This is a genomic window from Pluralibacter gergoviae ATCC 33028 = NBRC 105706 (assembly GCF_001598855.1).
Classification (GTDB): Bacteria; Pseudomonadota; Gammaproteobacteria; order Enterobacterales; family Enterobacteriaceae; genus Pluralibacter; species Pluralibacter gergoviae.
Map to the genome: position 1 here is coordinate 178,893 of NZ_BCZS01000004.1, position 16,039 is coordinate 194,931.

The following is a 16,039-nucleotide window of genomic DNA, read 5'->3' on the forward strand; positions in this document are numbered from 1 at the left end:
GCAGATAAAAAACGGGCGGCACTTTGCGGCGCCGCCCGAGGTGGGGATCGCAAGCCGGCGTCTAGCGGCGCGCCCGGCGGCGCAGCCACCAGATCACCAGCAGGATAACGATAATTACCCCGACGACCATCCCCGGCACAATCATCGGCTGCACGCGGGCCAGCAACGGCTTCGGCCCTCCGGCGCGCACCTCGCTGACGTCAGCCTCGGTGACGCTCACCGCGCTGTTGCCGTACTTCTGCAGCACGAAATTGGCGATATCGGCTACCTGCTTGTCCGTCAGCTCGCCGACGTAGGAGCCTTCGCCGAAGCCCGGCATCAGCACGTGCTTGCCGTCCGCCTGGCGATCGACGCCCAGCAGGATAGTGGCAATCAGGTTTGACGGGTTGCTCCCCGAGGTGGCGGAGTTGTTGAACAGGGAGGGATAGGCCTGATTGCGGCTGCCGCTGCCGTCCGGCTGGTGGCAGCTGGCGCAGTAACCGCTGTAAAGCGCCTCGCCGCCGTTGAGCGTGTGGTTGACGTTGGGCGGATTTGCGCCGCGCAGGTTAAGCTCGACGTTATAGTGCGGCTGCGCCGGGGCACTGCCCTCCGCGCCGCCTTTACCTTCTTCACCCTGAGCGGGCACCGTCTTCAGATAGGTCACAATCGCCCGCAGCTCCCGCTCGCTCAGGTGCTGAAAGCTGTGCTCTACGGCTTCGGCCATCGGCCCCGCCGCCTGCCCGCGGCCTGCGGCCCGGCCCGTTTTCAGGTAGTTCACCAGCTCCTGCTCACTCCAGCCGCCAATACCCGCGTGCGGATCGGAAGTGATATTGGGCGCGTACCACGAGCCCAGCTGCGCCCCCGCCAGGAAGCGGGAGTCGTCCTCCGCCATCATCACGTTGCGCGGCGTGTGGCAGGTGCCGCAGTGGGCCGCGCCCTGCACCAGCGCCGCGCCTTCGTTCCACATATCGCCCTTCGCCGGGTCCGGCGTAAAACGGGCATTGTCCAGATAGAGCAGGTTCCACGCCGCCATGGAGAGACGAATATTGAACGGAAACGGCAGCGCAGTCTCGTGCGCCGCCGGTTCGTCGACCGGCGCGACGCCGTGCATAAAGTAGGTATAGAGGGCGTGGATCTCGTCATCGCTCAGGCGGGTGTAGGCGGTGTACGGCATCGCCGGGTAGAGGTGAGCGCCATCCTTGCGAATACCGGTCCGCAGGGCGGCGGCAAACTCGGCCTCGGAATAGCCGCCAATGCCGTATTTGACCGACGGCGTGATGTTAGTCGCGTAGATGGTGCCCATGGGCGAGGCGATGCCGTAGCCCCCGGCGTAGGGTTTCCCCTGCTGCGGGGTATTGGTGTGGCAGGCCATGCAGTCTGAGGCGACGGCAAGCGCTTTGCCTCTGGCAATCAAATCCCCGTCAATGTTCTCACCGGCGTGGGCCGCGAGGCCGCAGCCCAGCAGCAGCGCCGCGCTCAGGGAATGCGCAATTTTGTTCATTTTCCCTCCAGGACGCGAAGCACGTCGTTGGCCGCCTTGAGGCCCAGCGCCGCCATCGTGAGGGTAGTGTTAACCACGCTGGCAGAGGCCATCGCGCCGCCGCCCGGGATCCAGAGATTGGCGTGATCGTGGGCGCGGCAGTTGCCGTCCACCACCGACGTCTTCGGATCGCTGCCCATGATGTGGCCGCCCATAATGTGATTGTTGGCGTTCAGCTTGTCGTTGATGACAAACTCTTCCGCATCAAACAGGTCGCCTATCTGCCGCAGCTGGGTTTTCACCACCTCCAGCCCCTTGCGCACGTAGTCCCCGACGTCATAGTGGATGTCCGGACAGGCCAGGCCGTGCCTGTCTTTGCGGGTCGGGCTCAGGGTCAGGCGGTTGTTGGGGTCCGGCAGCGGCTCCAGACTGATGGAGAGATCCACCGAGCGGCTGGCGCGGTCGCGCACCGCCTCCTGCAGCGCTTTACCCACCGCGCCCTTTTTCAGGACCTCAACGGCGGACGGAATGACCCGGTTGATGTTGTTGATGATGATTTTATTGGCGGAGTGGTCGGCGCGGAAGCCGCCGTCGCGATAGCCCACCATGCAGCTGCTCTGCGCCGGGCCGCGGCCAATCCACAGCGGCTCGCGGGCAAGGAATGAGCAGTGCAGGCCGGAGTGATCCATCATGTTGCGCCCCACCTGATCGGAGCTGTTGGCGATACCGTTCGGGTTCTTCTCATTGGCCGCTAGCAGCAACAGGCGCGGGTTTTCAATCCCGTTGCAGGCCAGAACGAAGGCTTTACCGCTCGCCCGGTGGGAGGCGTGCGCCGTGTCATACCAGTGGACGCCGGTCACGCGGTTGTCGTCGTCGGTGTCGATTTTGTATACCACCGCCTCGGGGATCACCTTCGCCCCCTTGTGCTCGGCGCGCTCAACGTGGTGGATGCCGTTGTACATCGCCCCGATAGGACAAATGGGCTGGCAGTTATTGTTGCCGCAGCAGGTCGGCCGCTCCTGCCAGGGCCGGGTGCTGCGCCCCTGCGGGATCGGCACCGATTTAAAACCGTGGGGATTGACAATCTCGGCGATGCGCCTGTCGCCGTAGGCCCAGGGCACCATATCCATCGGATAGGGCCTGCTGCGCTCGGAGGGGGACTGCCACTCCGGGTTGTTGGGCCCGGCGACGCCAATCTCCTCTTCGGCTTTGCTGTACCAGGGCTCTATCTCCTCATACGAGATAGGCCAGTCGCGGCCAACGCCGTAAAGGGACTTCATGCGAAAATCGTTGGGATGGTTGCGCCAGCAGGAGGCGGCCCAGTGCCAGGTGGTGCCGCCCACCACCCGCAGGTAGCCCTGCCTGAAGCCAGAGCCGTTGGGGCCGGTCAGCTTGATATAGTCGTTCTCCGGGAAATAGAGCGGCGCGGTGGCGTACTCCGACTGGGGATAGAGTCCCTGGAAATCCGAGCCGGCGCGGTTGCGCAGCGGCATATTGCGCCAGTTCTCGACCACCTGGCCACGCTCAATGCGCGGGCCCGCCTCCAGCACCAGCACCGAATAGCCCTGACTGACCAGGGCATTCGCCATCAGGCCGCCTACGATGCCGGAACCGACAATAACCACGTCGGCTTCTGCATCGCCGTTCGCATTTATGATTGGGCTTTTCACGCATTGTCCTCGTTGGTTGCTAATACGGCAGGTAAATCGATGGCGGGTACGGAAGGCTGGCGGGTTACGCCGGGCGGCAGGTCAGTCCACCACAGGGGCCCGAAGGTGCACCAGGTGGGCACAATCAGCGCATCCTGTACGGTGCGGTACATCAGGGCCTCTTTGTAAGCGACCAGCTGGCTGTTATCGACGCTTGCGGGATCGACAGTGCCGGTATACCACGCGGTGACAATGGCCTGAATCGTCTCCGCCATCCCCCGCTCCCGGGCCATCTGATTAAAAACCTGCGCGTCTGCCGCCTGCTGGCTGAGCGCGTACAGGGCGCTAAGGTGCTGGCTCAGCTGCGGAAAACGGGCGTTCAGTGCGGAAAAATAGCGGGCGGAAAGCGCAACGTCTAACGGCTCAAACCCGGTAATTTTTTGCGAAATCTGCAAAAACTGGGCGTATTCAAGCGGCGCGGAGGCAGCCTGGGCCCGCTCCGCGTGGGTTATTGTTGAATAGGGTAACAGGCTGGCGGTGACCATTACGGCCGCCATCTTTACCAGCGCCTCTCTGCGGGTCAGCGAGGTGTGTAACGACATACTCAGCTCCATAAGATATCAGTGCTATTAATTCATTACGTTCACGCCCCTTCGCGCTGCGTCGGCAAAGGGTAAGTCGTATATAAATGCGCGGTGAACGTAAGGAAGGCGAAGTAATTTACCATCGGAAATTAGGTTTGTGACTGTCTTCTATTACTGGTTTTTTTTAACAAGATGATTAAAAAATTAAGGGTAGTTTGGCTAATATTGCGAACCAGGAAATGATAATGGCGCTGCATCTTAACTCGTTAAAAATCATAGTGAGGTATTACTGAAATAGAACCTCCGCTTTTTAAATAATAGTCTTAGATATAAAATCTATTGATTTACAAATAGTTATAAACCATACCACTGGGTAAAAAAACCTTGCTCCGTATTATTAATAAGCAGATTAGTTTTAATTATGAAATATCGCACTGAGAAATGCGTAAGTTTTTATAATAGAGAAGAAACAAGTGGAGTAACTATAAGGCGCCATGACAATAGCGCTCAATTTGCTAATTGACATAAACCGGGGGTCCGTGCCATTAAAAAAGCGAGGGGTTCCCCTCGCGTCATAAAAAGCATTAGCAATACAGCGATAAATAGCGGCTAGGTGCCAGCCAGCTCATATTTCTTAATTTTACGGTACAGCGTCGCAATACCAATCCCCAGCTCGTCCGCCGCCTGCTTCTTGTTGCTGTAGCGGGAAAGCGCGTCGCGGATCATCTGGCGCTCCATCTCCTCCAGCGCGGTAACGCTCTCCTCCGCCGGCGCGGCCGGAGAAGCGCCGCTGCGCGGCGGCTCCGGTTCAGCTACCTCGCTGCTACTGATAAGGTTTGGCGGCAGCAGCGACATATCAATAATTTCGCCGGAGGGCACGACGTTGACCAGATACTCCATCAGGTTGCTCAGCTCGCGGATGTTGCCCGGCCAGCGGTAGCGCTTGAGGAAGGCGATAACGTCCGGCGCGACGCCGGGATAGACCAGATCCAGGCGGCGGGTGTGCAGATGGAGGAAGTAGTGGATAAGCAGCTCAATGTCGTCCTGGCGCTCGCGCAGCGGCGGCAGGCGCAGCGGGATGACGTTGAGGCGATAGTAGAGATCTTCGCGGAATTTGCCGGCGGCAATGTACTGCTCAAGGTTCTGGTTGGTCGCCGAGATAATGCGGATATCCACCGGCACCGGATGGCTGGCGCCTACCGGCTGGATCTCGCGCGACTCGATGGCCCGCAGCAGCTTGGCCTGCAGGGTCAGCGGCATATCGCCGATTTCATCGAGAAACAGGGTGCCGTTGTTGGCCGCCTGAATGAGTCCGGTCTTGCCGTTCGCCGACGCGCCGGTAAAGGCGCCCTTCACGTAGCCAAACAGCTCGCTCTCCAGCAGCTGCTCGGGAATGGCGGCGCAGTTAATAGCGATAAAGGGCTTCGCCTGGCGGTCGCTCAGCTTGTGGATAGCGCGGGCGACCACCTCTTTGCCGGTGCCGCTTTCGCCGACGATCATCACGCTCGACGGGCTCGGCGCCACCCGGGCAATCAGCTTTTTCAGCTGGCGCATGGGCCGACATTCGCCGACCATCGCCTCAATCTGCGGCCCCTCCTGCGCGCTGCTGAAGTCCGCCGAGGAGTGGGACTGGTGGAAGGCCATCAGAAACAGCCACTGGTCCTGCACCGCGTGCAGCTGGCCGATGATCAGCTCCTTGCGGTCGTCAAAGGAGATAACGTGCTGCATGTGGCCGTGCTTGAAGTTATCCTCAAAAGTCAGCGGCTGAAAATGTAGCGCCTTGCCGATCAGGCCTCCCTGATTAATGCCCATAATTTTCAATGCGGTCTGGTTAGCGAATTTCACCTTTTGGTCATTACCGACCACCAGCACGCCCTGATCCATATTTTCGATCATCGTCAAAAATATTTTCTGAATATTATCGCCGCCGCCCTGATCGTGCAAAAAGCGCGAAACAAATATGCTGGAAACGTGGCGAACGTAGTCGGAGAACTCCTGAATGTTATCATTAATGCGCTCCTGCTGTTCGCGGGTCAGCGCCACCAGACTAATAACGCCGACGCACTGGTCGTGGTATATTACCGGCGTACCGAGAAAGGCCTTTTCTTCGCACTTCTCTTTATTTGTGCAATCTTTACAGAGCGGATCAAAACGGGAATGGGTCACCACTTTTTCCCGCTTTGTTTCTATAATGTAACTAAGAAGTCGAGAGTTTGTATCCAACTTCTGCCCAAGCTGTTTACTGAACATGCCCGTGCCGGCAACGCGGTATAGGGCACTATCGACAATCTCAACTTCCAGCTGGAGCACGCCGGACAGCATCCTGGCAAACTTTTGAATTGTAGGCTGAATTTGCATCAGCACCGAGGGCTTAGTGGACGGTATCATAATCGACCTTTGTTATATTGCTCACCTGGCGCATCACCAGTAGATAATTTTTTATTATTTGCCGGGATGATAACACCCTCAGTACCGGCACGCGTTGATATAGATTGCGCTCTCTCCCCCTCGTTATATGAAATATGCTGTCGCAATCACATTTTCATCTCAATGTGATAATGACGGCAGAGGAATTATCAATTTGGATTGAGTCAACGGCGATAATCCGCCGGATGGTCACTGCATAAATGTCGCGCTGCAACAAAAAACCGCGCTGGATCCCTCGGGCAATTTCAGGACGCGCCCTTTCCTGCGCTTAAATTCGTGATAAACCTCGCAGAATCTTCGTCATTCAATGTCGGTCCCGCACCTTGCCGGGGAACTGGCACGCTTATTGTTAGTGTTATTCCAGCGCTGGCAGTCAGCATTCGGCATTCACGCTCATCCGACCGCACAGCAATCATTAAGCCCGTCATTCACGACCAGGATTGAAACATGAAAACTGTTAACGAACTGATTAAGGATATCAACAAGCTCAACTCTCACCTCAGCGAGAAGGACTTCCTGCTGACCTGGGAACAGTCGCCGGATGAACTGAAGCAGGTGCTGGACGTCGCGGCGGCCCTGAAGACGCTGCGCGCTGAAAATATCGCCACCAAAGTGTTTAATAGCGGCCTGGGCATCTCGGTCTTTCGCGATAACTCCACCCGCACCCGCTTCTCCTATGCCTCGGCGCTGAACCTGTTAGGCCTCGCCCAGCAGGATCTGGACGAAGGTAAATCGCAGATCGCCCACGGCGAAACGGTGCGCGAAACCGCCAACATGATCTCCTTCTGCGCCGACGCCATCGGTATCCGCGACGACATGTTCCTCGGCGCCGGTAACGCCTATATGCGCGAAGTCGGCGCAGCGCTGGACGACGGCCACAAGCAGGGCGTGCTGCCCCAGCGCCCGGCGCTGATTAACCTGCAGTGCGATATCGACCACCCGACCCAGTCGATGGCCGACCTGGCGTGGCTGCGCGAGCACTTCGGCTCGCTGGAAAACCTCAAGGGCAAGAAGATCGCCATGACCTGGGCCTACTCCCCGAGCTACGGCAAGCCCCTCTCCGTGCCGCAGGGCATCATCGGCCTGATGACCCGCTTCGGTATGGACGTCACCCTCGCCCACCCGGAAGGCTATGACCTGATCCCGGACGTCATCGAAGTGGCGAAAAATAACGCCAAAGCCTCCGGCGGCAGCTTCCGTCAGGTAACCAGCATGGAAGAGGCGTTTAAAGACGCCGATATCGTTTATCCGAAGTCCTGGGCACCGTACAAGGTGATGGAGAAACGCACCGAGCTGCTGCGCGCCAACGACCACGACGGCCTGAAGGCGCTGGAAAAAGCCTGCCTTGAGCAGAATGCGAAGCACAAAGACTGGCACTGCACCGAAGAGATGATGAAGCACACTCGCGACGGCGAAGCGCTGTACATGCACTGCCTGCCGGCAGACATCACCGGCGTCTCCTGCAAAGAGGGCGAAGTCACCGAAGCGGTGTTCGAGAAGTACCGCATTCCGACCTACAAAGAGGCGAGCTGGAAGCCGTACATCATCGCCGCGATGATCGTCTGCCGCAAATACGCCAACCCGGGCCAGGTGCTGGAGCAGCTGCTCAAAGAGGCGCAAAAGCGCATTAAGTAATCTCCCCCGGCTGGCCCGCGGGCCAGCCCCTCATTTTCGTCATGCATGATAAGGACAGAGTATGTCTGCTTTCTCACTGAAGATGGATATCGCCGACAACCGCTTTTTTACCGGGGAAACCTCCGCGCTGTTTTCCCGCCAGCAGGCGCGGCAGGCGCGCCACTTCCACCAGAAAATCGCCGGCTATAAGCCGACGCCGCTGGTCGCTCTCAACGAGCTGGCGAACCTGTTCGGCGTCAACAAAATTCTGGTTAAGGACGAGTCGCAGCGCTTCGGCCTTAACGCCTTCAAAATGCTCGGCGGCTCTTACGCCATCGCCCGGCTGCTGTGCGAAAAGTATCAGTTAGATATCGACGCCCTCTCCTTTGAGAAACTGAAATCAAGCATCAAAGAGAAGATGACCTTCGCCACCACCACCGACGGCAACCACGGCCGCGGCGTGGCCTGGGCGGCGCAGCAGCTCGGCCAGAACGCGGTTGTCTATATGCCGAAAGGCTCCGCGCAGGAGCGCGTTGACGCCATCCTCAAGCTCGGCGCCGAGTGCATCGTCACCGACATGAACTATGACGACACCGTGCGCTTCACTATGCAGACCGCGCAGAAGAACGGCTGGGAAGTGGTGCAGGACACCGCCTGGGAAGGCTATACCAAAATCCCCACCTGGATCATGCAGGGCTACGCCACCCTCGCCGATGAGGCGGTCGAGCAGATTGCCTCGATGGGCATCGCCCGCCCGACCCACGTCCTGCTGCAGGGCGGCGTTGGCGCGATGGCCGGCGGCGTTCTCGGCTACCTGGCCGACGTCTACGGGCCGAAAAATCTGCACGCGATCGTCGTTGAGCCGGAACTGGCCGACTGCCTCTACCGCTCCGGCATCAAGGGGCAGATCGTCAACGTCGGCGGAGATATGGCGACCATCATGGCGGGCCTCGCCTGCGGTGAGCCGAACCCGCTCGGCTGGGAAGTGCTGCGCAACTGCGCCAGCCAGTTCGTCTCCTGCCAGGACGCCGTCGCGGCGCTGGGCATGCGGGTGCTGGGCAATCCGCTGGGGCGCGACCCGCGCGTGATTTCCGGCGAATCCGGCGCCGTCGGCCTCGGGCTGCTGGCCGCCGTCCACTTTCATCCGCAGCGCGACGCGCTGATGCACAAGCTGAAGCTCGATAAAGATTCTGTGGTGCTGGTGATCAGCACCGAAGGCGATACCGACGTCAAGCACTATCGCGAAGTGGTCTGGGAAGGTAAACACCCGGCCGCGCAGTAACCCACTGACTAAATTCCTCCCGCCGTGCGGGACATATTAAGGACTGGAGAACACATTCATGGCTAAGCAAATTCCGTTTAAAGAGATCGTGGCAAAAGCAAAAAGCTACGAAAAAGAGATGACCCGCTTCCTGCGCGACATGATTGCCATCCCGAGCGAAAGCTGCGACGAGAAGCGCGTGGTACACCGCATCAAAGAAGAGATGGAAAAAGTCGGCTTCGATAAAGTGGAAATTGACCCGATGGGCAACGTGCTGGGCTACATCGGCCACGGCCCGCGCCTGGTGGCGATGGATGCGCACATCGATACCGTCGGCATCGGCAACATCAAGAACTGGAACTTCGACCCGTATGAAGGCATGGAAACCGACGAGCTGATCGGCGGACGCGGCACCTCTGACCAGGAGGGCGGCATGGCCTCCATGGTCTACGCCGGCAAGATCATCAAGGACCTGGGGCTGGAAGACGAGTACACCCTGCTGGTGACCGGCACCGTGCAGGAAGAGGACTGCGACGGCCTGTGCTGGCAGTACATCATCGAGCAGTCCGGCATCCGTCCGGAGTTCGTGGTCAGCACCGAGCCGACCGACTGCCAGATCTACCGCGGCCATCGCGGCCGCATGGAGATCCGCGTTGAAGTACAGGGCGTCAGCTGCCACGGCTCCGCGCCGGAGCGCGGCGACAATGCCATCTTCAAAATGGCGCCGGTCCTGACCGAGCTGGAGCAGCTAGCGCAGAATCTGGGCCACGACGACTTCCTCGGCAAGGGCACCCTGACCGTGTCTGAAATCTTCTTCACCTCCCCGAGCCGCTGCGCGGTCGCCGACAGCTGCGCCGTCTCCATTGACCGCCGCCTGACCTGGGGCGAAACCTGGGAAGGCGCGCTGGAAGAGATCCGCGCCCTGCCGGCGGTTAAGAAAGCAAAAGCCGTGGTCTCGATGTACAACTACGAGCGTCCGTCGTGGACCGGCCTGGTCTACCCGACCGAATGCTACTTCCCGACCTGGAAAGTGGAAGAGAACCACTTCACCGTCCGCGCCCTGAGCAACGCCTATGAGGGCCTGTTCGGTAAAGCGCCGGTGGTCGATAAGTGGACCTTCTCCACCAACGGCGTCTCCATCATGGGCCGCCACGGCATTCCGGTGATCGGCTTCGGTCCGGGCAAAGAGCCGGAGGCCCACGCGCCGAATGAGAAAACCTGGAAATCGCACCTGGTGACCTGTGCCGCGATGTATGCCGCCATCCCGCTGAGCTGGCTGGCAACAGAGTAATTGTTTGTCCTTTCTCCCGCCGCGTTCTGCGGCGGGATATTGAGGTTCCTATGCGCGTACTGATTAAAAATGGCCTCGTCGTCAATGCCGATGGGCAGATGCAGCAGGATCTGCTGATCGAAGATGGCCTCGTCAAGCGCCTTGCCGACTCTATTGAGGCGGAACACCCCTGCGAAATCATTGACGCCGACGGCTGCTACGTGATGCCCGGCGGCGTTGACGTTCACACCCACTTGAATATTGACGTCGGGCTGGCCCGCAGCTGCGACGATTTCTTTACCGGCACCCGGGCGGCGGCCTGCGGCGGTACCACCACCATTGTCGATCATATGGGCTTCGGGCCGCCGGGCTGCCACCTGCGCCACCAGTTCGACGCCTACCGCGGCTACGCGGCCTACAAGGCGGTCATCGACTACAGCTTTCACGGCGTTATTCAGCACGTTAACCACGGCATTCTCGACGAGATCCCGATGATGGTTGACGCGGGCATCAGCAGCTTCAAGCTCTACCTGACCTACCAGTACAAGCTTAACGACGACGAGATCCTGCAGGCGATGCGCCACCTGCATCGCGCCGGGGCTCTGACCACGGTGCACCCGGAAAACGATGCCGCTATCGCCCAGCGGCGGGCGGAGTTTATCAACGCCGGCAAGACCGCGCCGCGCTATCACGCCCTGAGCCGTCCGCTGGAGTGCGAAGCGGAGGCCATCGCCCGCACCATCAACCTGGCGAAGCTGGCGGGTAACGCGCCGCTCTATATTGTGCATCTCTCCAACGCGCTGGGGCTGGACTATCTGCGCCTCGCCAGGGCGCGCCATCAGCAGGTGTGGGTGGAGACCTGCCCGCAGTACCTGATGCTCGACGAACGCTGCTACGAGCGCGACGACGCGCTGAACTATCTGTGCAGCCCGCCGATGCGCAGCGCCAGCAATAACGACGCCCTGTGGTGCGGCATCGCCGATGGCGCCATCGACACGGTCGCCACCGACCACTGTGCTTTCTCAGCGGCGCAGCGCAGGCAGATCTCCGACGGCGATTTCAGCCGCTGTCCGAACGGCCTGCCGGGCGTGGAAAACCGCCTGCTGCTGCTCTTCTCCCACGGCGTGATGACCGGGCGCATCAGCCCGGAGCGCTTCGTGGCCCTGACCAGCGCCAACCCGGCGAAGCTGTTCGGCCTGTGGCCGCAGAAGGGGCGCCTCGCACCCGGCGCCGATGGCGACGTGGTAATTATCGACCCGCGGCGCACCACCACCATCCGCCACGAGATGCTGCACGACAACGCCGACTACTCGCCCTACGAGGGCTTTATCTGCCGGGGCGCGATTCGCCAGACGCTGTCGCGCGGGCGGGTCATTTTTGATAACGGCACCTTTACCGGCAGCGCCGGGCAGGGCCGCTTCATACGCCGTACGCCATTTTCCGCCGCCGCGCTTCCCGTGGGCGGACCCGACACTTTAGAGAGGAATTTATGAGTAAAAAAATCGTGCTCGCCCTCGGCGGCAACGCGCTGGGCGACGATCTCGCCGGACAGATGGCCGCAGTCAAGCAGACCTCGCGGGCCATCGTCGACCTTATTGCCCAGGGCCACCAGGTGGTGGTTACCCACGGCAACGGCCCGCAGGTGGGGATGATCAACCTCGCCTTTGAAGCGGCGGCCAAAACCGAGGCCCATACGCCGATGCTGCCGATGTCGGTCTGCGTGGCCCTCAGCCAGGGCTACATCGGCTACGACCTGCAGAACGCCCTACGCGAAGAGCTGCTGTCGCGCCGTCTGGATATCCCGGTTGCGACCCTGATAACCCAGGTGGAGGTAGACGCTAACGACGAAGCCTTCCTGAACCCGACCAAGCCGATCGGCTCATTCTTCAGCAAAGAGGAAGCCGACAGGCTGACGAAAAACGGCTACATCATGAAAGAGGACGCCGGGCGCGGCTACCGCCGCGTGGTGGCCTCGCCGAAGCCGGTGGACATCATTGAAAAAGAGACGGTGAAGGCGATGATGGACGCCTGCCACGTGGTGATCACCGTCGGCGGCGGCGGCATTCCGGTGATCCGCGAAGGTAACCACCTGCGCGGCGCCAGCGCGGTGATCGATAAGGACTGGGCCAGCGCCAAACTGGCGGAGATGATCGACGCCGACATGCTGATTATCCTCACCGCGGTGGAAAAAGTGGCCATCAACTTCGGCAAGCCCAACGAGCAGTGGCTGGATAACCTGTCGCTGCGCGACGCCGAGCGCTTTATCGCAGAGGGACACTTCGCCAAAGGCTCGATGCTGCCGAAAGTGGAGGCCGCCGCCTCGTTTGCCCGCTCGCGCCCGGGGCGCAAGGCGCTGATCACCGTGCTCAGCAAGGCCAAAGAGGGCATCGAAGGAAAAACCGGGACGGTCATCAGCCAGTAAATCGTTCCATCACGCTGCCGGGCTTTCTGCCCGGCGCACCGCCGCCCGGCACACTGCCGTCCGGCGCGCCGCATTCGCGCCAGTCGTTCGCCGTAACTCTTTCTCTTCGGGTAAGCACGTACAGATATAAGCCGGTTTCTTAGCGTCAGCAATTCTGCGACCTTCCGGCAGGCTGAGGTTCATAAGCCAGCAGGGCTATGTGAATACGGTCGATAAGATAACGTGAAAGCCCGCATCGCACAGTGTCTTTAAACCATTTTTGAACAAGGTTCTGCTTTAACTTTAAGCAAAGGAAAAACCATGAAACGCAAAATATGCGGTTATACCTGTGCCAGCGCTTTACTGTTTTTTGCCGTTCCCGGGGTCGAAGCCGACACCCGAAGCAATATCGACGCATCCTGCAGCTACGGCGCGGACGGCGTCAGTACCCTGAGCGATTTCCTGACCTGCGGGACGGTCAGCGGCACGCTCCGCTCGCTCTACTACTCCACCCACAACGCCTATTTCAACAAACACCTCAATCAGGACACCATCAGCTACGGCGGCAGCATTAACTACACCACGGCGGTGCTGTCAGGCTTTCAGGTTGGCCTGAGCGGCGTCTTCCTGCGCGGCATTAATCACGGCGATAACAGCCGCACCATCAGGGATATCGGCCAGAACCAGAACAACCTCGGCGAAGCCTGGCTCAGCTGGCAGTACCGGGACCTGAAAATCACCGCCGGCGATCAGCGCCTGACCCTGCCGTTTATGGGCGACTACGACTGGCGCATTACGCCGATCCTCTACCGGGCTCTTGACGTCAACTACGGCGACAAGGAGAACTTTCTGCGCGCCACCAAAGTCTGGCGCTACAAGCCGTGGGGCGATGATAATTTTCTCAAAACCACCGCCTTTAGCGAGATTGATACGCCGATCAACGGCATGTGGGGCGTCGGCGCCGGGCGCGGCGTGCAGCTGGAGAATAAGCGGCTGACGGGCCAGATATGGTACCAGGAGTACGATGACTACGTGCGGCTGGTGTACGGCGAAAGCCATCTGAACTGGCAGCAGGCCGCCCTGGCGCCGGATATCGGCGTGCAGTTTATTCGCGGCACCGACGCGGGCAAAGCGCTGGCGGGCGAGGTCAACAGCACCTCCTACGGCACGCAGCTGGCGCTCACACTCACCCCTTCCCTGAGCTGGAAGCTTGGCTACAACCACATTGCGGCCAGCGGCAGCAGCTGGAAAAACGGCGCTCTGGTGCTGCCCTACGCCCACAACACCGCCTCCGGTCCCTACTTTGCCCAGCCCTACTTTACCAGCACTCAGGATCTCGGCAGCGGCAACGCCTGGGCCACCGGCGTGCACTTCATTGCCAGTGAGAATCTGACGATGGGCGCCCGCTACGCGTTTATGGATCTGAAGCCCTCGACGGCCAGCGCGAGCATCAATCAGTCCGAGTATCTGCTGTACGCCAGCTGGGCATTTGACGGTGCGCTAAAAGGGATAAGCATCAGCAATTTTACCGGCGTGCAAACCTCGCCGCTGTACGACCACAGCTTCTGGCAGAACCGCCTGACGCTGCAGTATCGTTTCTGAATTTTGCCCGCAGCGGTAATTATCAATTGGCGCAATCAATTTGAGAATCGCGCCGCCGCAATTGAGGTAACGCTGCGATTTTATTCATTTTCCGGTTATTTGATGGCCGTTGCAGAAAATGAACGCTTCAGCCTGATTACTGTGATTACTCACTCACTTCAATCAGTTTACTCCCCGTTTGCGGCTTTCTGGCACCGGATAAGCATAGATAGCCGAGCGTTAAAAGAAAGTAGGTTCATGACAATACCAGGAGGAATGTCTTCATGAGCAACGCAAATTCGCACGCAAACGCTGTACCTTTAGAAAATCCCCCCGTTGATGACGTCGATCGCATGCTGCCGATCGGCAAACTCATTATTCTCGGCCTCCAGCACGTACTGGTGATGTATGCCGGGGCCGTTGCCGTGCCGTTAATGATTGGCAGCAGGCTGGGACTGGATAAACAAACCGTCGCGCTGCTCATCAGCTGCGACCTCTTCTGCTGCGGCGTGGTGACGCTGCTGCAGTGCCTCGGTATCGGCCGCTTTATGGGCATCCGCCTGCCGGTGATCATGTCCGTGACCTTCGCGGCGGTCACGCCGATGATCGCCATCGGCATGAACCCCGACATTGGCCTGCTGGGCATTTTTGGCGCCACCATCGCCGCCGGCGCCATCACTACGCTGCTGGCGCCGCTGATCGGCCGCCTGATGCCGCTGTTCCCGCCGCTGGTCACCGGGGTCGTTATCACCTCCATCGGCCTGAGCATCATGGGCGTCGGCATCGACTGGGCCGCCGGCGGCAAAGGCAACCCCCACTACGGCGCGCCGATCTATCTCTGCATCTCCTTTGCGGTGCTGCTGTTTATCCTGCTGATCACCCGCTTTGCCAAAGGCTTTCTGTCAAACGTCGCCGTGCTGCTGGGTATCGTTTTTGGCTTCGTCGTGTCGGCAATGATGAATGAGGTTAACCTCGCCGGGCTGCGAGACGCCGCGTGGTTTGCCATCGTCACCCCGCTGGCGCTGGGGATGCCGGTGTTCGATCCGATATCGATCCTGACGATGACGGCGGTGCTGATCATCGTCTTTATCGAGTCGCTGGGGATGTTTCTGGCGCTGGGCGAAATCGTCGGCCGCAAGCTCACCTCCGACGATATCGTCCGCGGGCTGCGCGTGGACGGCATCGGCTCGATGTTCGGCGGCATATTTAACAGCTTCGCCCACACCTCGTTTTCACAGAACGTAGGTCTGGTCAGCGTCACCGGAGTCCACAGCCGCTGGGTGTGCGTCGCCTCCGGCGCCATTCTGATTATTTTCGGCATGGTGCCGAAAATGGCGGTGCTGGTCGCCTCGATCCCGCAGTTCGTGCTCGGCGGCGCCGGGCTGGTGATGTTCGGCATGGTGCTGGCCACCGGCATCCGCATTCTGTCGCGCATCAACTACTCCACCAACCGCTACAACCTCTACATCGTGGCCATCAGCCTCGGCGTCGGCCTGACGCCCACGCTGTCGGTGGATTTCTTCTCGAAATTCCCCGCGGCCTTCCAGCCCCTGCTGCACAGCGGGATCATGCTGGCGACCATCAGCGCCGTGGCGCTCAACCTGTTCTTCAACGGCTTTCATTCCGGCAGCGAAGAGGAGAAGCGCTCCCCGGCGAAGTTCCTCAAGGTGAGAACCGTGCGGATGTGGCTGCTGCTGCGCAAAGTGGAGAAAGACGAGCAGTCCGGCGGGGAGCACTAGCGGCCCAACGCGGTGAAACAAAAAAACCACTCGCAGACTGTGAGTGGTTTTTTT

General features: G+C 59.9%; 11 protein-coding genes. 7 read left to right on the forward strand and 4 right to left on the reverse strand.

Going from position 1 to position 16,039, the window contains the following annotated elements; translation table 11 throughout:
- Nucleotides 1-61: 61 nt before the first annotated feature.
- From ENGE1_RS06640 to ENGE1_RS06655, 4 genes are all read right to left on the reverse strand, one after another.
- A complete protein-coding gene (locus tag ENGE1_RS06640) occupies nt 62-1,480 on the reverse strand; it encodes a cytochrome c (protein WP_048252857.1) in 1,419 nt (472 codons plus the stop codon).
- Nucleotides 1,477-3,129 carry a GMC family oxidoreductase gene (locus ENGE1_RS06645; protein ID WP_043083186.1) on the reverse strand — a complete coding sequence of 551 codons (1,653 nt, stop codon included), beginning with the start codon at nt 3,127-3,129 and terminating at the stop codon, nt 1,477-1,479. The genes ENGE1_RS06640 and ENGE1_RS06645 overlap by 4 nt, the downstream gene beginning before the upstream one ends.
- Nucleotides 3,126-3,710: a sugar dehydrogenase complex small subunit gene (locus tag ENGE1_RS06650; RefSeq protein WP_043083184.1), complete on the reverse strand. Its 585-nt coding sequence runs from the start codon at nt 3,708-3,710 to the stop codon at nt 3,126-3,128. The genes ENGE1_RS06645 and ENGE1_RS06650 overlap by 4 nt, the downstream gene beginning before the upstream one ends.
- Nucleotides 3,711-4,301: 591 nt before the next feature.
- Complete coding sequence (locus ENGE1_RS06655; RefSeq protein WP_048252856.1) at nt 4,302-6,080, reverse strand: sigma-54 interaction domain-containing protein; 1,779 nt, start codon at nt 6,078-6,080, stop codon at nt 4,302-4,304.
- A gap of 486 nt (nt 6,081-6,566) precedes the next feature.
- Between ENGE1_RS06655 and ygeW the strand changes: the two genes are divergently transcribed.
- The 7 genes from ygeW to ENGE1_RS06690 all read left to right on the forward strand — a co-directional run bounded on the left by ygeW (nt 6,567) and on the right by ENGE1_RS06690 (nt 15,985).
- Nucleotides 6,567-7,754 (forward strand): knotted carbamoyltransferase YgeW, encoded by a 1,188-nt coding sequence (ygeW, locus tag ENGE1_RS06660; protein ID WP_045288904.1) that lies wholly within the window; start codon nt 6,567-6,569, stop codon nt 7,752-7,754.
- A 61-nt stretch (nt 7,755-7,815) separates the two neighbouring features.
- A complete protein-coding gene (dpaL, locus tag ENGE1_RS06665) occupies nt 7,816-9,015 on the forward strand; it encodes a diaminopropionate ammonia-lyase (RefSeq protein ID WP_045288905.1) in 1,200 nt (399 codons plus the stop codon).
- 58 nt (nt 9,016-9,073) lie between these two features.
- Nucleotides 9,074-10,285, forward strand: coding sequence for a YgeY family selenium metabolism-linked hydrolase (locus ENGE1_RS06670; RefSeq protein ID WP_048252855.1), 1,212 nt, complete (start codon nt 9,074-9,076; stop codon nt 10,283-10,285).
- A gap of 50 nt (nt 10,286-10,335) precedes the next feature.
- The gene (gene hydA / locus ENGE1_RS06675) at nt 10,336-11,757 is read left to right on the forward strand and encodes a dihydropyrimidinase (protein WP_048252854.1); all 1,422 of its coding nucleotides are present in this window, start codon (nt 10,336-10,338) and stop codon (nt 11,755-11,757) included.
- Nucleotides 11,754-12,686, forward strand: a complete 933-nt coding sequence (arcC, locus tag ENGE1_RS06680; RefSeq protein WP_043083172.1) for a carbamate kinase — start codon at nt 11,754-11,756, stop codon at nt 12,684-12,686. Before hydA ends, arcC begins: the two co-directional genes overlap by 4 nt.
- A 300-nt stretch (nt 12,687-12,986) precedes the next feature.
- Nucleotides 12,987-14,267: an OprD family porin gene (locus ENGE1_RS06685; RefSeq protein ID WP_043083170.1), complete on the forward strand. Its 1,281-nt coding sequence runs from the start codon at nt 12,987-12,989 to the stop codon at nt 14,265-14,267.
- A 263-nt stretch (nt 14,268-14,530) separates the two neighbouring features.
- Nucleotides 14,531-15,985 carry a nucleobase:cation symporter-2 family protein gene (locus ENGE1_RS06690; RefSeq protein ID WP_048252853.1) on the forward strand — a complete coding sequence of 485 codons (1,455 nt, stop codon included), beginning with the start codon at nt 14,531-14,533 and terminating at the stop codon, nt 15,983-15,985.
- Nucleotides 15,986-16,039: the final 54 nt, after the last annotated feature.

Excerpts from the sequence above, each read along its gene's own strand:
- ENGE1_RS06640 (WP_048252857.1), bottom strand. The coding sequence starts at position 1,480 with ATGAACAAAATTGCGCATTCCCTGAGCGCGGCGCTGCTGCTGGGCTGC.
- ENGE1_RS06650 (WP_043083184.1), bottom strand. The coding sequence starts at position 3,710 with ATGTCGTTACACACCTCGCTGACCCGCAGAGAGGCGCTGGTAAAGATG.
- ENGE1_RS06655 (WP_048252856.1), bottom strand. The coding sequence starts at position 6,080 with ATGATACCGTCCACTAAGCCCTCGGTGCTGATGCAAATTCAGCCTACA.
- ygeW (WP_045288904.1), top strand. The coding sequence starts at position 6,567 with ATGAAAACTGTTAACGAACTGATTAAGGATATCAACAAGCTCAACTCT.
- dpaL (WP_045288905.1), top strand. The coding sequence starts at position 7,816 with ATGTCTGCTTTCTCACTGAAGATGGATATCGCCGACAACCGCTTTTTT.
- ENGE1_RS06670 (WP_048252855.1), top strand. The coding sequence starts at position 9,074 with ATGGCTAAGCAAATTCCGTTTAAAGAGATCGTGGCAAAAGCAAAAAGC.
- hydA (WP_048252854.1), top strand. The coding sequence starts at position 10,336 with ATGCGCGTACTGATTAAAAATGGCCTCGTCGTCAATGCCGATGGGCAG.
- arcC (WP_043083172.1), top strand. The coding sequence starts at position 11,754 with ATGAGTAAAAAAATCGTGCTCGCCCTCGGCGGCAACGCGCTGGGCGAC.
- ENGE1_RS06685 (WP_043083170.1), top strand. The coding sequence starts at position 12,987 with ATGAAACGCAAAATATGCGGTTATACCTGTGCCAGCGCTTTACTGTTT.
- ENGE1_RS06690 (WP_048252853.1), top strand. The coding sequence starts at position 14,531 with ATGAGCAACGCAAATTCGCACGCAAACGCTGTACCTTTAGAAAATCCC.